Genomic DNA, 16,955 nt, shown 5'->3' with positions numbered 1-16,955 from the left:
TTCGCCCTAGCGGCGGGCCGGAACCGGCGTACGACTGAGGTCGGATGCGACCACGATCTCGCCGGAGAACTCGGCGGCGGCTTCGCTGAGAAAACGCTCAGGTTCCTGATAACGCTGGGAAAAGTGGGTCAGGACCAGTTTGCGTACGCCGCACTCCGCCGCCACGCGCGCTGCCTGCCGAGCCGTCAAATGCCCGAAACGACGGGCTAAATCAGCCTCTGAGGACAGGTACGTCGACTCGATCACCAGCAGATCCGCGTCCTGCGCCAACCGCAGTACGTTCTCGCACAGGCGGGTGTCCATGATGAACGCGAATCGTTGGCCCGGCCGCGGTTCGCTGACATCCTCGATGTTCACCGTCCGGCCGTCCACCTGCAGAGATCCGGCCTGCTGGAGCCGACCGATGGCCGGACCAACGATGCCGTGAGCAGCCAGTCTGTCCGGCAGCATCCGGCGGCCGTCGGGCTCGATCAACTGGTATCCGAACGAGTCCACCGAGTGCTCGAGCCGGCGCGCCCACAGCTGCCCGAACGAGCCGACCGACAACAGGCCGTCCTCCTCTACCGGCTCCTCGAGCAATTCGGCCCGCTCGAAGAACGACGCGGCGTACCGCAAACGCGTGAAGTACTTCTGCCCCGACGCCGGATAGTGCGCACGGACCGGATGCGGTACGTCGTCCAGCGACAACCGCTGCACGATTCCGGGCATCCCGAGACAGTGATCGCCGTGGAAATGTGTGATGCACATTCGCGTGATGGCGCCGGCCGCGATCCCGGCGTACAGCATCTGCCGCTGCGTGCCCTCCCCCGGATCGAAGAGGAAGCCCTCGTCGTCCCAGCGCAGGAAGTACCCGTTCTGCGTGCGTTCCCGCGACGGCACCTGACTGCCGGTCCCGAGTACGACGAGCTCACGCAAGCGCGGCCACCAAGGTCGAGGACGACATGTTGCCGCCACAGGACACGACCGCGACCCGCTTCCCGGCCAGTTCGGTACGGCGTTCGCGCGCTGCCGCGAACGCCAGCGCTGCCGAGCCTTCGATCAACTGGTGCTCGGTGTCGATGACGAGGCGCAGCGCCTCGCGGATCGCGTCCTCCTCGACCAGCACCCAGTCGTCGACCAGCTCGCGACACAGGTCGAACGTGATGCTGCCCGGCTCGACGCTGCCCGCCGTACCGTCCGACAAGGTCCGCTGGGCGTCGACCTGGACGATCTCGCCCGCCCGCACCGAGGCCGCCATCGCATCGTCGACGGCCGGCTGTGCGCCGTACACGCGGATCCCGGGCAGGTGCTTCTTCAGCACCGCCGCGACTCCGCTGATCAGCCCGCCACCACCGACCGACACGAAGACCGCGTCGAGCGGCTCACCGGCCAACTGCTCGACGATCTCCACCGCGACGGTCCCCTGCCCGGCGATGATGTCCGGATCGTTGTACGGCGGCAGATACGTCAGCCCGTGCTCCGCCGCATACGCCCGCGCCTTCGGCTCGAGCACCCCGGAATCGTTGCCCTCGGCCCGCAATTCGAGTCCGAGCCGCCGCAACGCCGCCACCTTGCTCGGCGACGCCGTCTCCGGCAGATACACGATCCCGTGCCCGCCGAGCGTGGCCAGTGCATTTCCCACGCCCAGCCCATGGTTTCCGGTAGAAGCAGTAACCACTCCAGCCGACCGCTCCGCGTCCGTCAGCGTCAGAATCTTCGCCATCGCCCCCCGCGCCTTGAACGACCCCGTCCGCTGCTGATGCTCACACTTCACCAGCACCTCGGCACCAACATCCTCACCGAAAGCGCCGTACGAGACGAACGGCGTCGGCGGCAGATGCTCACGCAACCTCGGCGCGAACACCTCCGACCGCTCGGCAACCTCTGCGGGACTCAACGTCATGTGAAAACCTCACTCAGCCGGGCTCAGGCTGGTGCCCAATGCTTGCCAGTCCAGGACCGGGGCGGCGAGTTGGCTGATGGTGGCGAGGAGGCCCAGGCGTGCGGCGCGGATGTCCGGTTCCTTGGCCATTACGAGGATTTCGTCGAAGAAGGCGTTGACCGGCTCGACCAGGACCGACGCTGCGGCGACGAAGTCGGCCAGGGCGGTCGGGGCCTGACCGATCTTCTCGACCGCCTCGTGCAGCGCGACCTCGGCCGGCTCGGTCAGTTTGCTCGAGTCGTACGACGCCTCGGTGCCTTCCGGCACGATCCGACGTACCCGCTGGAGAACGGCGACCAGGTCGGCGAAGTCGCTGTTGCCAACCAGGCCCTGCAGGGTCTTCAGCGTCTCGTCGGCCGCCGCCGGAGCGGTTGCCAACGGCAACACTGCAGCGACCTGGAGGTGGTCGTCGCCATGGTCGAGCAGCTGCTGCTCGTACCGCCGGACGGTGAACTCGGCTACCTCGTCCAGCGACTCCGCCGGTACGTCGATGCCCTGGGCACCGATCTCCGCGGCGGCGGCCTGCAGACCGACCGGCAGCGTGATCGCCCGCAGTTCCGGGTGCTCGCGCAGGATCGCGACCACACCACCGGCGGCACGACGCAACGCGAACGGGTCCGAGCTTCCGGTCGGCTTCGCACCGACACCGAACAGTCCGGCCAGCAGGTCGAAGCGGTCGGCCAGCGCGAGCAGCGCACCCGGAGTCGTCGACGGCACCGGATCGCCGGCGGACCGCGGCAGCTCCATGTCGAACAGCGCCTGCGCAACGCCCTCGGTCTCCCCGGCCCGACGCGCGTACTCGCGAGCCATCGTGCCGGCCAGGCTGGTCAGCTCGACGACCATCTGCGAACCCAGGTCGAACTTCGCCAGCTCGGCCGCCCGCTTCAAGGTGGTCAGGTCGTCGCCGCCGAGATCCACCGTGCCGGCCAACGCCAGCGCGATACGACCGATGCGACCCGCGCGATCGGCCATCGAGCCGAGCCGCTCCTCGAAGGCCAGCTTCTCCAGCTCGCCCTTCATCGACTCCAGCGGCGTCTGCAGGTCAGCCCGCCAGAAGAACGCGGCGTCCTCGTACCGCGCCCGCAGTACACCCTCGTTGCCCGCGCGCACGACGTCCTCGTCGACGGAACCGTTGGCCACGGCAACGAAATGCGGGAGCAGCTTGCCATCCGCGTCACGGACCGGCAGGTACCGCTGGTGCTTGCGCATCACCGTCGTCAGGATCTCGCTCGGCAGCTCGAGGTAGTCCGCGGCGAACCCGCCGAGGATCGACGTCGGCTCCTCGATCAGGTTGACGACCTGATCGACCAGCGCGGCTTCACCCTCGAAGTCGACCGTGCCGTTGACGGTCTTCGCCAGCTCGGTCGCCGCGGCGACGATCTGCGCGCGGCGCTTGGCCGGATCGGCTTCGATGCCATGAATCCGGAGCAGATCGAGGTACCCCTCGGCCGAGGCGATCTCGACCTTCGGCGGCGCGGCGGTCCGGTGTACCCGCGTGGTCCGGCCGGCGGCGAGCGACGACACCGAGACCGGAACCACCTGGTCACCGAGCAGCGCGACGAGCCAGCGGATGGGGCGGGTGAAGGACAGCTTGGCGTCGTTCCAGCGCATGTTCTTGTCGGAGCGGAGTCCGCTCACGATCTCGCTCAGTACGCCGCTCAGCACCTCCGCAGCACCGCGACCCGGGTCGGGCTTGGTGACCGCGACGTACTCGACGCCGTCGACGTCCAGGTCGTGCAGCTCGCTGGGGTCGACCTTCTGGCCGCGGGCGAACCCGGCGGCGGCCTTGGTGACGTTGCCGTCGACGTCGTACGCCGCCGACTTCCGCGGACCGCGCACCACCCGCTCGGCATCCGGCTCGCTGGCCTGGACCTCGGCGACGAAGGCGACGACCCGGCGCGGGGTCGCGTACGTCGTGATCGCGCCGTGGCCGAGCCGGGTCGCGCCGAGCTTCTCCTCCAGCGCGGAACGCACGGCCTCGGCGGTCTTGGTGACCTCCGACGGCGGCATCTCCTCGGTGCCGATCTCGAACGTCAGCTGCCGCGTCCCGGTGATCGCCGGGAACTCGGTCGGCTCGGCCGCGGCCGGCGGAAGCTCGGCGAGACCCAGCGGGTACTTCAGCTCCTCGCGGCGCTCGGCCCACAGCCGGGAGACCTCGCGGGCCAGCGTGCGCATCCGGCCGAACGCCTTCGCGCGTTCCGTCGTACTGACAGCGCCGCGGGCGTCGAGGACGTTGAAGGTGTGCGAGCACCGCAGTACCTGGATGTGCGCGGGCACCGGGAGCCGGTCGTCGATCATCCGGCGGGCCTCGTTCGCGTACTCCTCGAACAGCCGCTTCTGCGACTCCACGTCGGCGTCGTCGAGGTAGTACCGGCTCATCTCGTACTCCGCCTGGCCGAACGCCTCGCCGTACGAGATGCCGGGCGCGTAGGCGATGTCCTTGAAGTGCGAGACGCCCTGCAGCGCCATCATGATCCGCTCGATGCCGTAGGTGATCTCCACCGACACCGGGTCGAGCGTCATCCCGCCGGCCTGCTGGAAGTACGTGAACTGGGTGATCTCCAGGCCGTCCAGCCAGACCTCCCAGCCCAGACCCCAGGAACCGGTCGCCGGGTTGGCCCAGTTGTCCTCGACGAACCGGACGTCGTGCGCGTGGATGTCGATCCCGAGCGCGGTCAGGCTCTCCAGGAACAGCTCCTGCGGGTTGCCCGGGTCCGGCTTGAGCACGACCTGGAACTGGGTGTGGGTCTGCAGGCGGTTCGGGTTCTCGCCGTAGCGGCTGTCGTCGGGCCGCACACTCGGCTCGACGTACGCGACCCGCCACGGCTCGGGACCGAGCACCCGCAGGATGGTCGCCGGGTTCAGCGTTCCGGCTCCGACCTCGGTGTTGAACGGCTGCACGACCATGCAGCCCCGGTCGGTCCAGTACTTCGTCAGCGCCAGCAGCGCGTCCTGCATGGTGAGCACAGCAAACCTCAAGCCATCTTCCGGGGGTTTTCGGACCGAAGTCTATTAGGCACTGGCCGGTGCTATCCCCCGCATTGCCAGGGTGAGCAATCGGTCGGCCTGGGCGGGGTCGTCGCCGCTGGCCAGTGAGATGCCGTTGACCAGCTTCAGGAGGTCCTCGATCCGGACGTCCGCGGGTACGGCGCCACCGTCCTGGGCGCGCTCCAGCAACCTCCGGCCGGCCGCGATCACGCGCGCGTGCGTGTCCGTACCGCAGTCCCCGCTCATCACCAGCACGGTCGCGAGGCCGCGGCTGCTGGTCGCATGCCGGACCATCGCGCGGAGCCAGTTCGTCAACGCCTGCAGGGGATCCGGAGCATCGAGCAGCTCGACGGCCTGCGCGCAGACCGCGTCGACGCTGCTCCGGAACACCTCTTCCAGCAAGCTGATCCGGCCGCCGAAATGCCGATGCAGCGTCGCCGATCCGACGCCGGCCCGTCGGGAGATCTCCTCGAGCGATGCCTCCGCGCCCTGCTCGGCAACGACCTCGGCCGCGACCGCGACCAGGCGATCCCGGTTCCGCTGGGCGTCAGCACGCATCTCGTCGAAGTCCCTTGACGTAAGTGGGGTGGTCCCCCATATCGTAGCGGCTGCTAACCGGGGGACCACCCCACTTAAACTCTGAGGAGACCCTATGCGCATCGGCATGGCCTTCGGCGACGTCCGCGGACCCGCCCCGCTGCCGGAGATCACCCGGCAGATCCAGGAGGCAGCCGCAGCCGGTGTCGGCACCGCGTGGGTGACGCACGGCGTCGGCTGGGACGCACTCACCACGCTGGCAGTCGCCGGTCCGACCGCGCCCGGCATCGAGCTCGGCACCGCCGTCGTTCCGTTCCCCCAGCGGCACCCGCTCATGCTCGCGAAACAGGCGCTGACCGTGCAGGCGGCGGTCGGCAACCGACTCACTCTCGGCATCGGCGCCGGGATCGCCCGGATGGTCAGCACGATGTACGGACTCCCGACCGACCGTCCGGCGCGACGACTGCGTGAATACCTGGAGGTACTGCGGCCACTCCTCCGCGGCGAGGCCGTCGATCACCACGGCTCGGCGTACACCGCGGTCGGCGCCCTCGACCTCCCCGGCACCGAGGCACCGTCCGTGCTTCTCGCAGCCCTGGGTCCGGCGATGCTCAAGGTCGCGGGCGAGCTCGCCGACGGAACGATCACCTGGATGACCGGGCCCCGAACCTTGAGCGAGCACGTCGTACCGTCGATCACGCGTGCGTCCGGCGGTCGCAGTCCGCGGATCGTGGCGGGGCTCGGTGTGTGTCTGACGTCCGCCGAGGACGCGGTGCGGGCGCGGTTCGCGGAGCAGTTCGCGCTGGCCGGGCAGGTTCCGGAGTACCGCGCGATGCTCGACCGGGAAGGCGTCGACGGGCCGGCCGACGTACTGATCGTTGGTGACGAGGCATCGATCCGGAAGCAACTCGACCGTGTCCGCGACACCGGCGCCACCGACCTCATGCTCGCCCCGATCGGCACCCTGGAAGAACAGAGCCGGACGACCGCGTACCTGTCTACAGTGGCGGGGTGACGGTTACGGAGGCGCATGGGGCGGTCGACGCGGTCTGGCGGATCGAGTCGGCGCGGATCATCGCGGGTGTCGCGCGGATCGTGCGAGACGTGGGTCTGGCCGAGGAACTGGCGCAGGATGCGCTGGTGGCGGCTTTGGAGCAGTGGCCGCAGTCCGGCGTACCGAACAATCCGGGGGCCTGGCTGATGGCGATCGCCAAGCGCCGGGCGATCGACCTGATCCGCCGCAAGGACACGTACCAGCGCAAGCTCGCCGAGATGGGGCACGAGCTCGAGATCGACGGCGACAGCGTCGAGGACGACGTCGAGGCGATCCTCGAGGACCACATCGAGGACGACCTGCTGCGGCTCGTGTTCACCGCCTGCCACCCGGTACTGACGATGGACGCCCGGGTGACGTTGACGCTGAAGCTCCTCGGCGGCCTGAAGACCGACGAGATCGCCCGCGCGTTCCTCGCTCCGGAGCCGACGATCGCGCAACGGATCGTCCGGGCCAAGCGCAACCTGGCCAAGGCCGAGGTCCAGTTCGAGGTGCCGTCCGGGCCGGACCTGCTGGAGCGGTTGTCGTCGGTCCTCGAGGTCGTCTACCTGATCTACAACGAGGGGTACTCCGCGACCGCTGGCGACGACTGGATGCGTCCGGCACTGTGCAACGAGGCGATGCGGCTCGGTCGTCTGATCGCGGAGCTGATGCCGACCGAGCCCGAAGTACTCGGCCTGCTGTCATTGATGGAGCTGCAGTCATCCCGGGCCAACGCCCGCGTCGGGCCGGACGGCGAGCCGGTGCTCCTGCTCGACCAGGACCGCCGCCGTTGGGACCGGCTGCTGATCCGCCGCGGCCTCGAAGGCATCGACCGCGCCTGGGCCCTGGAGAAGCCGCCCGGTCCGTACCTGCTGCAGTCCGCGATCGCCGCCTGCCACGCCCGGGCCGCCGTACCGGAGGACACCGACTGGGCCCGGATCGCCGGCCTGTACGCCGTACTCGCGCAGGTCACGCCGTCGCCCGTGGTCGAGCTGAACCAGGCGGTCGCGATCTCGATGGCGTTCGGCCCCGAGCGTGGCCTGGAGGCCGTGGACGCGATCGCCGACGACCCGTCGCTGAAGGACTACCACCTCCTACCGAGCGTCCGCGGCGACCTCCTCTTCAAACTCGGCCGCCTCCCCGAGGCCCGCGAGGAGTTCGAGAAGGCCGCCGCCCTGACCCGCAACGAACGCGAACGCAAACTTCTCCTCGAACGCGCCGCCGCCTGCTGACTCCTCCTACGAGTGATCTACGTCACACAGAGTCGAGCGGCGACGTAGACGCTCGACGCAGGGGTGAGATCGTCACCCATCAGGAGGAGTCACCATGAACACCGTCGTATCGAAGGACGGCACCACGATCGCCTACGACCGGCGCGGGGACGGGCCGGCGCTCGTCCTCGTCGACGGCGCGCTCTGCTCCCGTGCGCAGGGCCCGATGCCCGCGGTCGCCGAGGCGCTCGCCGACCGGTTCACCGTCTACAACTACGACCGGCGCGGTCGCGGCGACTCCGGCGACACCGGCGCGTACGACGTCGACCGGGAGATCGAGGACCTCGCGGCCGTGATCGAGGCGGCCGACGGGTCGGCGTACGTCTACGGCTCGTCGTCCGGCGCGGCGCTCTCGCTCCGGGCCGCGGCAGCCGGGCTGCCGATCGAGAAGCTGGTCGCGTTCGAGCCGCCGTACGTCGTGGACGACAGCCGCAAGCAGATCCCGCGCACCTGGGTCGCCGAGATGCAGGCGCTCGAGCCGGGCGACGCGATCAAGTACTTCTTCACCAAGGGGATCGGGCTGCCGGGGATCTTCGTCACGATGATGAAGCTGATGCCGGCCTGGAAGCCGATGAAGGCAATGGCCCACACCATCCCGTACGACGCGCAGATCCTCGGCGACAACTGCTTCGGCGAACCGATGGACGCGGCCCAGTGGGCGTCGATCCAGCAGCCGGTGCAGGTGGTGAACGGCGGCAAGAGCCCGGCGTGGATGAAGACGTCCACCCGTGCGCTGGCCGACGCGATCCCGGGCGCCGGGCACACCGAAGTACCGGGTCAGAACCACGTCATCAAGGCCACCGCGATCGCACCGGTGATCGCCGGGTTCTGTGCCTGAACAGCACGAAGGGCGTCCGGCCCGGCCGGACGCCCTTCGTCGTACTGCGTGGTCTGTCAGGCGCCGGTGATCAGCGCGCCGGCGCCGGCGCGGGCCGCGTCGAAACGGGCCTGGGCGTCGGCCCAGTTGACGACGTTCCACCAGGCCTTGACGTAGTCCGGCTTCACGTTCTTGTACTGCAGGTAGAACGCGTGCTCCCACATGTCCAGCATCGCGATCGGGGTCTGGCCGGCCGGCAGGTTGCCCTGCTGGTCGTACAGCTGGTGGATCAGCAGCTGGCTGCCGAGGGCGTCCCAGCCGAGGATGGCCCAGCCCGAGCCCTGGATCGTGGTCGCGCTCGCGGTGAAGTTCGCCTGGAACGCGTCGAACGAGCCGAAGAACTCGTCGATCGCGGCGCCGAGCTCGCCGTCCGGCTTGTCGCCGCCGTCCGGGGACAGGTTCTTCCAGAAGATCGAGTGGTTGACGTGGCCGCCGAGGTTGAAGGCGAGCGTCTTCTCCAGCCCGACGATCGACCCGAAGTCACCCTTGTCGCGGGCCTCGGCCAGCTTGTCCAGGGTGTCGTTCAGACCCTTCACGTAGGTCGCGTGGTGCTTGTCGTGGTGCAGCTCCATGATCTCGCCGGCGATACTCGGCGCGAGCGCGCTGTAGTCGTAGGGAAGATCGGGAAGCGTGTACGTGGTCAACTCTGCTCCTTCGTCGGGGCCCACCAGGGCCGATATCTCCGATGTCCTGTCTCAGCGGCACCAGCTTGAAACTTCAACCACGGTTGAGGTCAAGGCAACACGCGGGCGAACGCGCCACCACCGACCGGTGCCCGGTCCGACCGCCTTCACACCCCGGCGTACGTCCCGGACACCCCCAGCTTCACATACTCCACCCAGCGACCCACGAGCGAGTCTCACCGAACCGCGAGCACCAGCTTCCCGCGGGTCCGGCCGTCCTCCAGACGCCGGTGCGCCGCGCCCGCCTCGGCGAGCGGGAACACCTCCTCGACCTCGATCCGGACGGCGCCGCTCTCGATCAGCTCGGCGATCTCACCGAGCGCATGACCGTCGGGCTCCACCAGGTACGGCGCCACCCGGACGCCCGACTCCGCGGCCCGGTCAACTACTGCCTGCGGGCTCCCGGACGGTACGGCGACCACCAGGCCACCCGGCCTCGTGACAGCAACTGACTGCGCCAACGTCGCCTCGGTCCCGACCAGATCGACCACGACGTCCAGGTCCCCGGTCGCCTCGGCGAGCTGTTGCGAGTGGTAGTCGATCACCTCGTCCGCGCCGAGTCCGCGCAGCCACTCGTGCTTGCCGGCGCTCGCCGTACCGACGACGTACGCACCGAGCGCCTTGGCGATCTGCACGGCCAGGTGGCCAACGCCGCCCGCGGCCGCGTGGATCAGCACCCGCTGGTCCTTCTGTACGTCGGCCAGCGCGGTCAGGATCTGGTACGCCGTGAGCCCGGCCAGCGGCACCGCGGCAGCCTGGATGTGGTCGAGGTTCGCGGGCTTGCGGGCGAAATGCCGGGACGGCGCGGTCACATACTCGGCGTACGCCGACGCCGCCCGCGGGAACCAAGGCATCCCGTAGACCTCGTCGCCGACCGCGAGGGTGTGGACGCCGTGCCCGACCGCCTCGACGACGCCGCTCACGTCCCATCCGAGGATGAACGGCGGTTCGCCGAGCAGCCCGGCCACGCCTTGGCCGGCTCGGGTCTTGGCGTCCACGGGATTCACCCCGGCCGCCTCCACGCGGACCAGGACCTCGGTGGGCAACGGCTCCGGCCGGGCGGTGTCGATCAGCTTCAGGACCTCGGGCCCGCCGTACGTATCTTGGCTGATTGCTCTCATGCCTCGGGAAGCTATCCCGATGGCCCTAGTTTCCCGCAAGGACTACTGCTACCTTTTGGGAAGTATGACGACGAAATGCTCCACCGGCATGCATGACAAGCACGACGTCTACGCCTCGCAATGCCCGTGCCGGGACGTTCTCGACCTGCTGGCGAACAAGTGGGCCGCCCTCGCGATCGGTGCGCTGGAGGACGGCCCGCTGCGGTTCGGTGAGCTGCAGCGGCGGCTGCAGGGGATCAGCCCGAAGGTGCTGACCCAGACGCTGCGGCGGCTGGAGGACAACGGGTTCGTGGACCGGGAGATCTTCCCGGCGGTGCCGCTGCACGTCGAGTACTCGTTGACAGCGATCGGCCGGAGCGTGTCGAAGCCGCTAGGCGCGCTGCGCACCTGGGTGGAAACCCACCTCGACCAGCTCAGCGCGTAGCGCCTTCGCGAACGGCTCGGGCTGGTCGGCGAAGCCGGTGTGGCCGCCGGGGAAGTGGGTCGGCTCGATCCCGAGCTGGTCGGCCAGTGCCGTCGAGGTCCGGTCGCACAGCTGCCCGGTCGACTCCTCGCCGATGCCGACGATGACGTTCGCCGTACGGAGCTTGTCCAGGTCCGGCGTCCAGGTGATCGTCTCGCGCATCTCGTGCGAGAACCAGAACTGCTCGGCCGCGACCTGCTGCGGGTCGCGCTTGCCGCTGAACATCATCTCGACAACCTCATCCGGTACACCGAGGTTCGCCAGCCGGAAGAACTGCTGCCACGCACCGACCACGTCCCCGGCCAGGTAGTCGGCCATCAGCTTCTCCGACTTCGCCAGCAGCTCGTCGCCGTCCTCGACCAGCCGGTCGAGCGGCGGCTCGTGCGCGATCACCGCACGTACGACGTCCAGGTGCTGCTGCGCGAGCGCCAGCACGCTCACCGCTCCCCCACTCGATCCGAGTACGACGGCAGGGCCGGCGTCGACGTGCCGGATCAGCCGGGCCAGATCGTCGGCGCGCTGCTCGGGTCGCGACGTACCGCCGGGATTGAGGGTGCTCCGCTTGACCCCGCGCGGATCGGTCGTCAGCACCGTGTAGTCGTCGGCCAGCAGATCGGCCAGCGGTGCGAACGAGTCCGCGTCCATCGGCGCGCCGACCAGGACCAGCAACGGTCCTGATCCGCGCACCTCGTAGTACAACTCCGCCTCGGGAACCACCAATGTGTTGTTCATGCCACCTCCACGAACGACGGTGGCACGAATGGACATCAGTTCTGGAAGACGTCCGAGTCCGGACCGAAATCGGCCTCTTCGACGACCCGGCGCACCTCGACCTCGTCGCCGAGCGCCTCGGCCAGCCGGGCGGCCCACTCGATCGCCTCGTCGCGGTTGCGCACCTCGACGACGATCATCCCGCCGACCAGTTCCTTGGTCTCCGCGAACGGGCCGTCGGTGACCGTACGCCGCCCGTCCTCGACCTTCACCCGCGCGCCGAGCGAACTGCGGTGCACCCCCTCCGCGAACAGCAGCACCCCGGCCTTCGACAGGTCCTCGACCACGTTCCCGACCCCCTCCGCAACCTCCGGCGACGGAAACTTCCCGGCCTCGCTGTCGGCATCCGCCTTGTTGATGATCATGTAGCGCATCGCTGCTGCTCCTCGTCGTGTCGATCGATCACTTACTCTCACGTCGATCAGCCCACACCAGGATCGACACGCGCCCTCGGATCAATTGCTCCCGGTTGCTTCGGCGATCGAGCGGGGGGCGTGGACCTGCGAGAACTGGAGGTTGCCGGCGGGCATCATCCAGGTCATGACCTCGACGGCTAGGCGGCCGGCTCGGACTGCTGGGTCGGCCTCGGCGTGTTGGCGGGCGGTTGCGGCGTCCACCGACCAGATGGAGAAGCCGCGGTAGCGCTCGTTGTCCTGATCGACGAGTGGGCCGCGAGCCAGCACCAGACCGCGATCCTGCAGGTCGGCTCCGTGGGCGAGGTGGCGGTCCTGCAGATCGGCGGCCTCGTCGTCGGTCATCACCGGGGCGTCCGGGCGCAGCGTCAGCAGGATCACGGTGTATCGGTCGAAACGCATGTCGCCAAGCTACTCAGTTCGGCTGGTCGCCGTTGGGGTTGTAGGCGCAGGCGTCGACCAGGTTCTGGGTCGGGCCGGGTGGTGGAGTGGTGGTTGTGGTGGTCGGCTTGCGGGTGGTGCTGGGGGTGGTCGGCGCGACGGTCGGCGGCGGAGTGGATTCGAGGGCGTTCTCGACGGTGTCGCGGAGGGCCTGGTAGTCGGGGTGGAGGTACTTGAGGCGCAGCTTCTCCGGGTCGAGCGTCACGTTGGAGACCGTGCCAGACTTGACCTTGAGCGCGAGCTCGACCATCGCCGGGAGCAGTTCCTGCGGGATGTCCGTCCGGAGCAGGTGCTGCCCGGCCTTCGCGATCGCCTTGTACTTCGTCACCAGCGTCTGCGGATCCGCCGCGTCGACGATGCTCTTGATCACGCACCGCTGGCGGACCTGCCGCTGGTCGTCGTCGGCGCCGTACCGTCCGCGGGCGAACCAGAGCGCGTGCCGTCCGTCGAGGTGCTGGTTCGGGCCGGGCTCGATCCACTCCTTCGGCGGGATGTGCGAGCTGCTGATACCGCCCATCGCGACCCGCTCGTTGACGTTGACCTTGATCCCGCCGAGCGCGTCGACGATCTCCGGGAAGCTCTGCAGGTTGACCTGCAGGTAGTAGTCGAGCTTCAGGCCGAGAGCCTCACCGACCGACTGCTTCACCACATCGGCGCCCTCGTTGTCCGACGGGCCGAGGATGCCGGGATGCGCGTCCGGGATGTTCTGGTACATCGCGGTCAGCATCCACTCCAGCCGGCCGTCGAGGCTGAGCCCCTCCTTGCCGAAACCGTCCGGGTAGTACTTGTGCAGCGGCGAGTCCGCCGGGAACGGCATGAACGTCAGGTTCCGCGGCAGCGAGATCAGTGCGGTGTTGCCGGTCTTGGTGTCGATGCTCGCCACGATCACCGTGTCGGTCCGCACGCCCTCCCGGCTCGGGGCGTCGTCGCCGCCGAGCAGCAGCAGGTTCAGCCGCGGCTTGCCCTCCCACGGATCCTTGACGTTGACCACCTTCGGCCGGGTCGCGCTCTTGCTCTCACCCTCGGCCTGGAACACGTCCTGCACGAGCGTCCGCTGCGCGAGCACGCTCTGTACGCCGACCGCCGCCGGCGCCGCGATCGCGAAGCAGAGGATCCCGACGAAGCCGGCCCCGAGCGCCCGGCCGCCGGCGCCGCCCGTTGCCGGACGCAACGACCGGTGCGAGGCCACGATCACGACGATCCAGAGGAACGCGACCGCGGCGATCACGACCGATGTCATCAGCAGCCGGCTCGGTACGACGGCGGCGGCGAGGACCTGCTCCCGCCGGGTCAGCCCGACGTACACGCAGAGGCCGACCAGCCCGAGGAACAGGGTGAGTACGAACGCGCCGATCCGCCGGCGGCCGCCGATGATCAACCCGAGTCCTGGAAGCAGTGCGCCCAACAGGGTCAGCCCCAGCAACTTCGGCACCGATCGTGGCCGTCTCGTTGCCGCGCGCGCACGTCTCCCCATTGGCTCCCCTGTCCGCCGTCCGCTTCCAGTGTGCGCCACCAATCGCACCCTGTACCTCTTCAGACGTGTTACAGCGTTAATCGGTTGTCAATCGGCCGGATCCGGCCGGTAGGTTGACCGATCGTGCAGATTCTGATTCTGGGTGGAAACGGGTTCGTCGGCCGCGCGATCGTCGAGGACGCGCTGGCGCACGGCGCGGAGGTCGCGTCCTTCAGCCGCGGGAAGAGCGGGACGCCGCTGCCCGCGCAGGTGACCGAGCTGATCGGCGACCGGGAGACCGGCGACTACGAGGCGCTGCGGACCGGCGAGTGGGACGCGGTGGTCGACCTGAGCGGCTACCGGACCCGGGACGTCGACCAGGCGATGGACGTGCTCGGTGACCGGGTCGGGCGGTATGTGTTCGTCTCGAGCCACGCGGTGTACGTCCGCGACCTGCCGGCCGGGACCGACGAGACCGCGCCCCGGCGCGAGCCGATGCGGGACGCCGAAGTACTCACCAACGAGACGTACGGACCGTGCAAGGTCGCGTGCGAGGACGACGTCGTCGAGCGGTACGGCGATCGGGCAACGATCATCCGCCCCGGCCGGGTGACCGGCCCGGGCGACACCGCGAGCACGGTCCTCTACTGGGTACGACGCGGTGCCGCCGGCGGCCGGGTCGCGCTGCCGACGAAGCCGGAGCAGCCGCTGCAGTTCATCGACAGCCGCGACGTCGGGCGGCTCGCGGTCCAGCTCATCACCGACGCCCGGTCCGGCGGGTACAACGCGGTCGGGCCGTTCAGCACGATCGCCGAACTGATCGAAACCTCGGCGGACCTGGCCGGCCGAACGGTTGAGTTGGTGCCGGTGCCGAGGGACGCGGCGCCGGCGCGCTTCCCGCTGATGGAGCCCGAGTCCGAGTGGGGCGAACGCCGCCGCAACCCGGCGAAGGCGCGAGGCGCGGGGATGTCCGTCACTCCGCTCCGCCAGACCATCGCCGACCTGGTCGCGTGGGACCACGACCGTGGCACCCCGGACCTCGACTTCGGCTTCACGCCCGAGCAGGAAGCGAAGCTCCTGGCCTCCATCTGACCGGAGCTACTCCGGGAGGGCGAGGGTCCGGCCGGCGTCGCGGGCCGCGTTGATCGAGCGGGTCAGGGTGTCCTTCAGCGCGGTGGCCTCGTCGGCGAAGCCTTGGACGATCGACGTGTCGCCGACGGGCTCGGTGCGGGCGAGGAGTTCGATGTAGCGGTCGCCGTCCTCCAGCGCTGCTTCGGCGCGCAGCGCGGCGTCGGCGGAGCGGACCCGGTCGGCGTACCGGTCGAGGAGGTCGACCTTGCGCTTGATCGCGTCGACGGACAGCGCGAGGGCGCGGCGCTGCGGTCCGAGTACGGCGTCCAGCTCGGCGGTCTCCATTCCTCGGGCGATGTCCTTCTGCCGCGCTCGCAGTACCGTCTGCTCCCGCAGTACCTGCGCGATGTCCCAGAGCTGCTCGGGCAGGACGAGCTCGTTCTTCATCTCGTCGAGCAGCCCGCGCCGGGTAACTGTTGCCTCAAGCACTGTTTTCACCGCACGCTGCGCACGCCCGAGCATCCGCGCCGCCGGCTCGTCGAAGTCCTCCGGCAGCAGGTACTTCCCGTGCTGGATCCGGACCGCCTTGTGCCCGCGGTCCTCGACCATCGACTTCACCAGGATCCCGCCGGTGGCGAGTACGGCGACCCCGGCCAGCGCCACCGCCGCCCAGGCCGCGACCGCGGTCGGCAGCGTCGCCGCCATCACGATCAGCGCCAGGATCCAGCCGCCCACGCACACCGCGAGCCACACCAGCAGCGTGCCGAACGTGTTCCCGGGTGCCACCGACCACGACGTCTGCCGTTTCGGGCGAGGCGCATCGGCCGGGACGAACAACTCCGGCCGGTGCTCGTACAACCGCCGTACGCCGACAGGCACACCCGGCGCGAACACAGGCTCCATCGCTACCTCCGGAGAAGTCGTCAGCACTCAGCGTAGCCGTGTTGCGAGGCCGTCGAGGAAGACCTCGAGGCCGAACTCGAACAACTTGTCGAGGTCGTATTCATAGTCGAACCCGTCCGCAAGCAACTCCCGGAACGCGGGCAGATTCCCCATCGCGATCATCGCGCCGAGTTTGTCGGCCTGCTCCGTCACCCACTCGTCGGCGGTCACGCCGGTGTCCTGCTCGGCCTGCGCCTCCGCCTCCATCACCAGCGCGACGCCGCGCACGTACGCGAACAGGCTGATCATCGCCGACAACGCCTCGCTCTTCTCGAACCCGCGCAACGCCCGCAGCACCGCATCCGTGTGCGGCAGCAACCGCGGGACCAGTTGCGGCCGGCTCAGACTGATGGCGCTCGCCAGCCAGAGATGACGCCGGTACGCCGCCCAGTGCACCCGCGCGACCATCGCGATCGCCTCACGCCAATCATCCGGCGAGGTCTCCAGCGGGAACTCCCCGATCGCCGTGTCGACCATCTGTACGACGAGTACGTCCTTGCCCCCGACGTACCGGTAGAGCGCCATCGTCGACACCCCGAGCTCGCTCGCGATCCGCCGCATCGACAACGCGGCCAACCCCTCGGCATCCGCGATCGCGATCCCCATCCGCACGACCTCGTCCCGATTCAGCTCAGGTTGCTCGACGCGACGCGTCGTACGAGGAGGTGGACCGACGACGGTCCCGACACCAGGGCTCGGATGCACGAGCCGCTCGGCCTGCAGCGCCTGCAACGCCTTCGTCGCGGTCGCCATCGCCACCCCGAAGTCCCGCACCAGCGCCCGCGTCGACGGCACCCGATCCCCCGGCTTCAACTCGCCGGCCTTGATCCGCCGCCGCAACTCGGCCGCGATCGTCTCGTACTGCGTCATTGCCCCTCCCGAGCTAGTGCGCATACATCGTACGCGCACTAGCTCGGGATGAGACCCCTCCTGACAGGTCAGCTTAGGTAAGGCTATCCTCTGCCGC

Annotated in this window: 17 protein-coding genes; 5 read left to right on the top strand and 12 right to left on the bottom strand. The window is 69.2% G+C overall.

What is annotated here, in order from left to right; genetic code table 11:
• Positions 1-6: 6 nt before the first annotated feature.
• The 4 genes from ACFWUU_RS21975 to ACFWUU_RS21960 are packed head-to-tail and all read right to left on the bottom strand — an operon-like array spanning position 7 to position 5,467.
• Positions 7-915 (bottom strand): ribonuclease Z, encoded by a 909-nt coding sequence (locus tag ACFWUU_RS21975; protein WP_380177671.1) that lies wholly within the window; start codon positions 913-915, stop codon positions 7-9.
• Positions 908-1,882 (bottom strand): pyridoxal-phosphate dependent enzyme, encoded by a 975-nt coding sequence (locus ACFWUU_RS21970; protein WP_380177669.1) that lies wholly within the window; start codon positions 1,880-1,882, stop codon positions 908-910. The genes ACFWUU_RS21975 and ACFWUU_RS21970 overlap by 8 nt, the downstream gene beginning before the upstream one ends.
• A 9-nt stretch (positions 1,883-1,891) precedes the next feature.
• Positions 1,892-4,879 (bottom strand): glycine--tRNA ligase, encoded by a 2,988-nt coding sequence (locus tag ACFWUU_RS21965; protein ID WP_380179043.1) that lies wholly within the window; start codon positions 4,877-4,879, stop codon positions 1,892-1,894.
• Between the two features lie 54 nt (positions 4,880-4,933).
• Positions 4,934-5,467: a TetR/AcrR family transcriptional regulator gene (locus ACFWUU_RS21960; protein WP_380177667.1), complete on the bottom strand. Its 534-nt coding sequence runs from the start codon at positions 5,465-5,467 to the stop codon at positions 4,934-4,936.
• Between the two features lie 94 nt (positions 5,468-5,561).
• Here ACFWUU_RS21960 and ACFWUU_RS21955 point away from each other — a divergent pair, with 94 nt between their 5' ends.
• The 3 genes from ACFWUU_RS21955 (at position 5,562) to ACFWUU_RS21945 (ending at position 8,591) form a co-directional block, all read left to right on the top strand.
• Positions 5,562-6,461: a TIGR03564 family F420-dependent LLM class oxidoreductase gene (locus ACFWUU_RS21955; protein WP_380177665.1), complete on the top strand. Its 900-nt coding sequence runs from the start codon at positions 5,562-5,564 to the stop codon at positions 6,459-6,461.
• Positions 6,458-7,714 carry an RNA polymerase sigma factor gene (locus ACFWUU_RS21950; protein ID WP_380177663.1) on the top strand — a complete coding sequence of 419 codons (1,257 nt, stop codon included), beginning with the start codon at positions 6,458-6,460 and terminating at the stop codon, positions 7,712-7,714. The genes ACFWUU_RS21955 and ACFWUU_RS21950 overlap by 4 nt, the downstream gene beginning before the upstream one ends.
• Positions 7,715-7,808: 94 nt before the next feature.
• Entirely contained in the window at positions 7,809-8,591 is a 783-nt protein-coding gene (locus ACFWUU_RS21945) for an alpha/beta fold hydrolase (RefSeq protein WP_380177661.1), read from the top strand.
• 56 nt (positions 8,592-8,647) lie between these two features.
• Here the strand turns inward: ACFWUU_RS21945 and ACFWUU_RS21940 are convergent, their stop codons facing one another.
• Both ACFWUU_RS21940 and ACFWUU_RS21935 read right to left on the bottom strand, forming a co-directional pair.
• The gene (locus tag ACFWUU_RS21940; protein WP_380177659.1) at positions 8,648-9,274 is read right to left on the bottom strand and encodes a superoxide dismutase; all 627 of its coding nucleotides are present in this window, start codon (positions 9,272-9,274) and stop codon (positions 8,648-8,650) included.
• 215 nt (positions 9,275-9,489) lie between these two features.
• Positions 9,490-10,434, bottom strand: a complete 945-nt coding sequence (locus ACFWUU_RS21935; RefSeq protein ID WP_380177657.1) for an NADP-dependent oxidoreductase — start codon at positions 10,432-10,434, stop codon at positions 9,490-9,492.
• An 88-nt stretch (positions 10,435-10,522) separates the two neighbouring features.
• On the opposite strand from ACFWUU_RS21935, the gene ACFWUU_RS21930 reads away from it, so the two are divergent.
• Positions 10,523-10,858 carry a winged helix-turn-helix transcriptional regulator gene (locus ACFWUU_RS21930; RefSeq protein WP_380177655.1) on the top strand — a complete coding sequence of 112 codons (336 nt, stop codon included), beginning with the start codon at positions 10,523-10,525 and terminating at the stop codon, positions 10,856-10,858.
• Here ACFWUU_RS21930 and ACFWUU_RS21925 read toward each other — a convergent pair.
• The 4 genes from ACFWUU_RS21925 to ACFWUU_RS21910 form a co-directional block, all read right to left on the bottom strand.
• Complete coding sequence (locus ACFWUU_RS21925; RefSeq protein ID WP_380177653.1) at positions 10,805-11,629, bottom strand: alpha/beta fold hydrolase; 825 nt, start codon at positions 11,627-11,629, stop codon at positions 10,805-10,807. The two genes, ACFWUU_RS21930 and ACFWUU_RS21925, sit on opposite strands and share 54 nt — an antisense overlap.
• 35 nt (positions 11,630-11,664) lie before the next feature.
• Entirely contained in the window at positions 11,665-12,042 is a 378-nt protein-coding gene (locus tag ACFWUU_RS21920; protein ID WP_380177651.1) for a YciI family protein, read from the bottom strand.
• 81 nt (positions 12,043-12,123) lie between these two features.
• The gene (locus tag ACFWUU_RS21915) at positions 12,124-12,483 is read right to left on the bottom strand and encodes a YciI family protein (RefSeq protein WP_380177649.1); all 360 of its coding nucleotides are present in this window, start codon (positions 12,481-12,483) and stop codon (positions 12,124-12,126) included.
• A gap of 13 nt (positions 12,484-12,496) precedes the next feature.
• The gene (locus ACFWUU_RS21910; protein WP_380177647.1) at positions 12,497-13,954 is read right to left on the bottom strand and encodes an LCP family protein; all 1,458 of its coding nucleotides are present in this window, start codon (positions 13,952-13,954) and stop codon (positions 12,497-12,499) included.
• 165 nt (positions 13,955-14,119) lie between these two features.
• On the opposite strand from ACFWUU_RS21910, the gene ACFWUU_RS21905 reads away from it, so the two are divergent.
• Positions 14,120-15,067 (top strand): NAD-dependent epimerase/dehydratase family protein, encoded by a 948-nt coding sequence (locus ACFWUU_RS21905; protein WP_380177645.1) that lies wholly within the window; start codon positions 14,120-14,122, stop codon positions 15,065-15,067.
• 6 nt (positions 15,068-15,073) lie between these two features.
• Here the strand turns inward: ACFWUU_RS21905 and ACFWUU_RS21900 are convergent, their stop codons facing one another.
• Together ACFWUU_RS21900 and ACFWUU_RS21895 are read right to left on the bottom strand one after the other, a co-directional pair.
• Positions 15,074-15,949 (bottom strand): hypothetical protein, encoded by an 876-nt coding sequence (locus ACFWUU_RS21900; protein ID WP_380177643.1) that lies wholly within the window; start codon positions 15,947-15,949, stop codon positions 15,074-15,076.
• 27 nt (positions 15,950-15,976) lie between these two features.
• Positions 15,977-16,858, bottom strand: coding sequence for a GntR family transcriptional regulator (locus tag ACFWUU_RS21895; protein WP_380177641.1), 882 nt, complete (start codon positions 16,856-16,858; stop codon positions 15,977-15,979).
• Positions 16,859-16,955 lie beyond the last annotated feature (97 nt).

It is taken from the genome of Kribbella sp. NPDC058693 (assembly GCF_042715335.1).
Classification (GTDB): Bacteria; Actinomycetota; Actinomycetes; order Propionibacteriales; family Kribbellaceae; genus Kribbella; species Kribbella jiaozuonensis.
The sequence above is the reverse complement of the archived record's forward strand: the minus strand, read 5'-3'. Positions and strand labels throughout refer to the sequence as shown.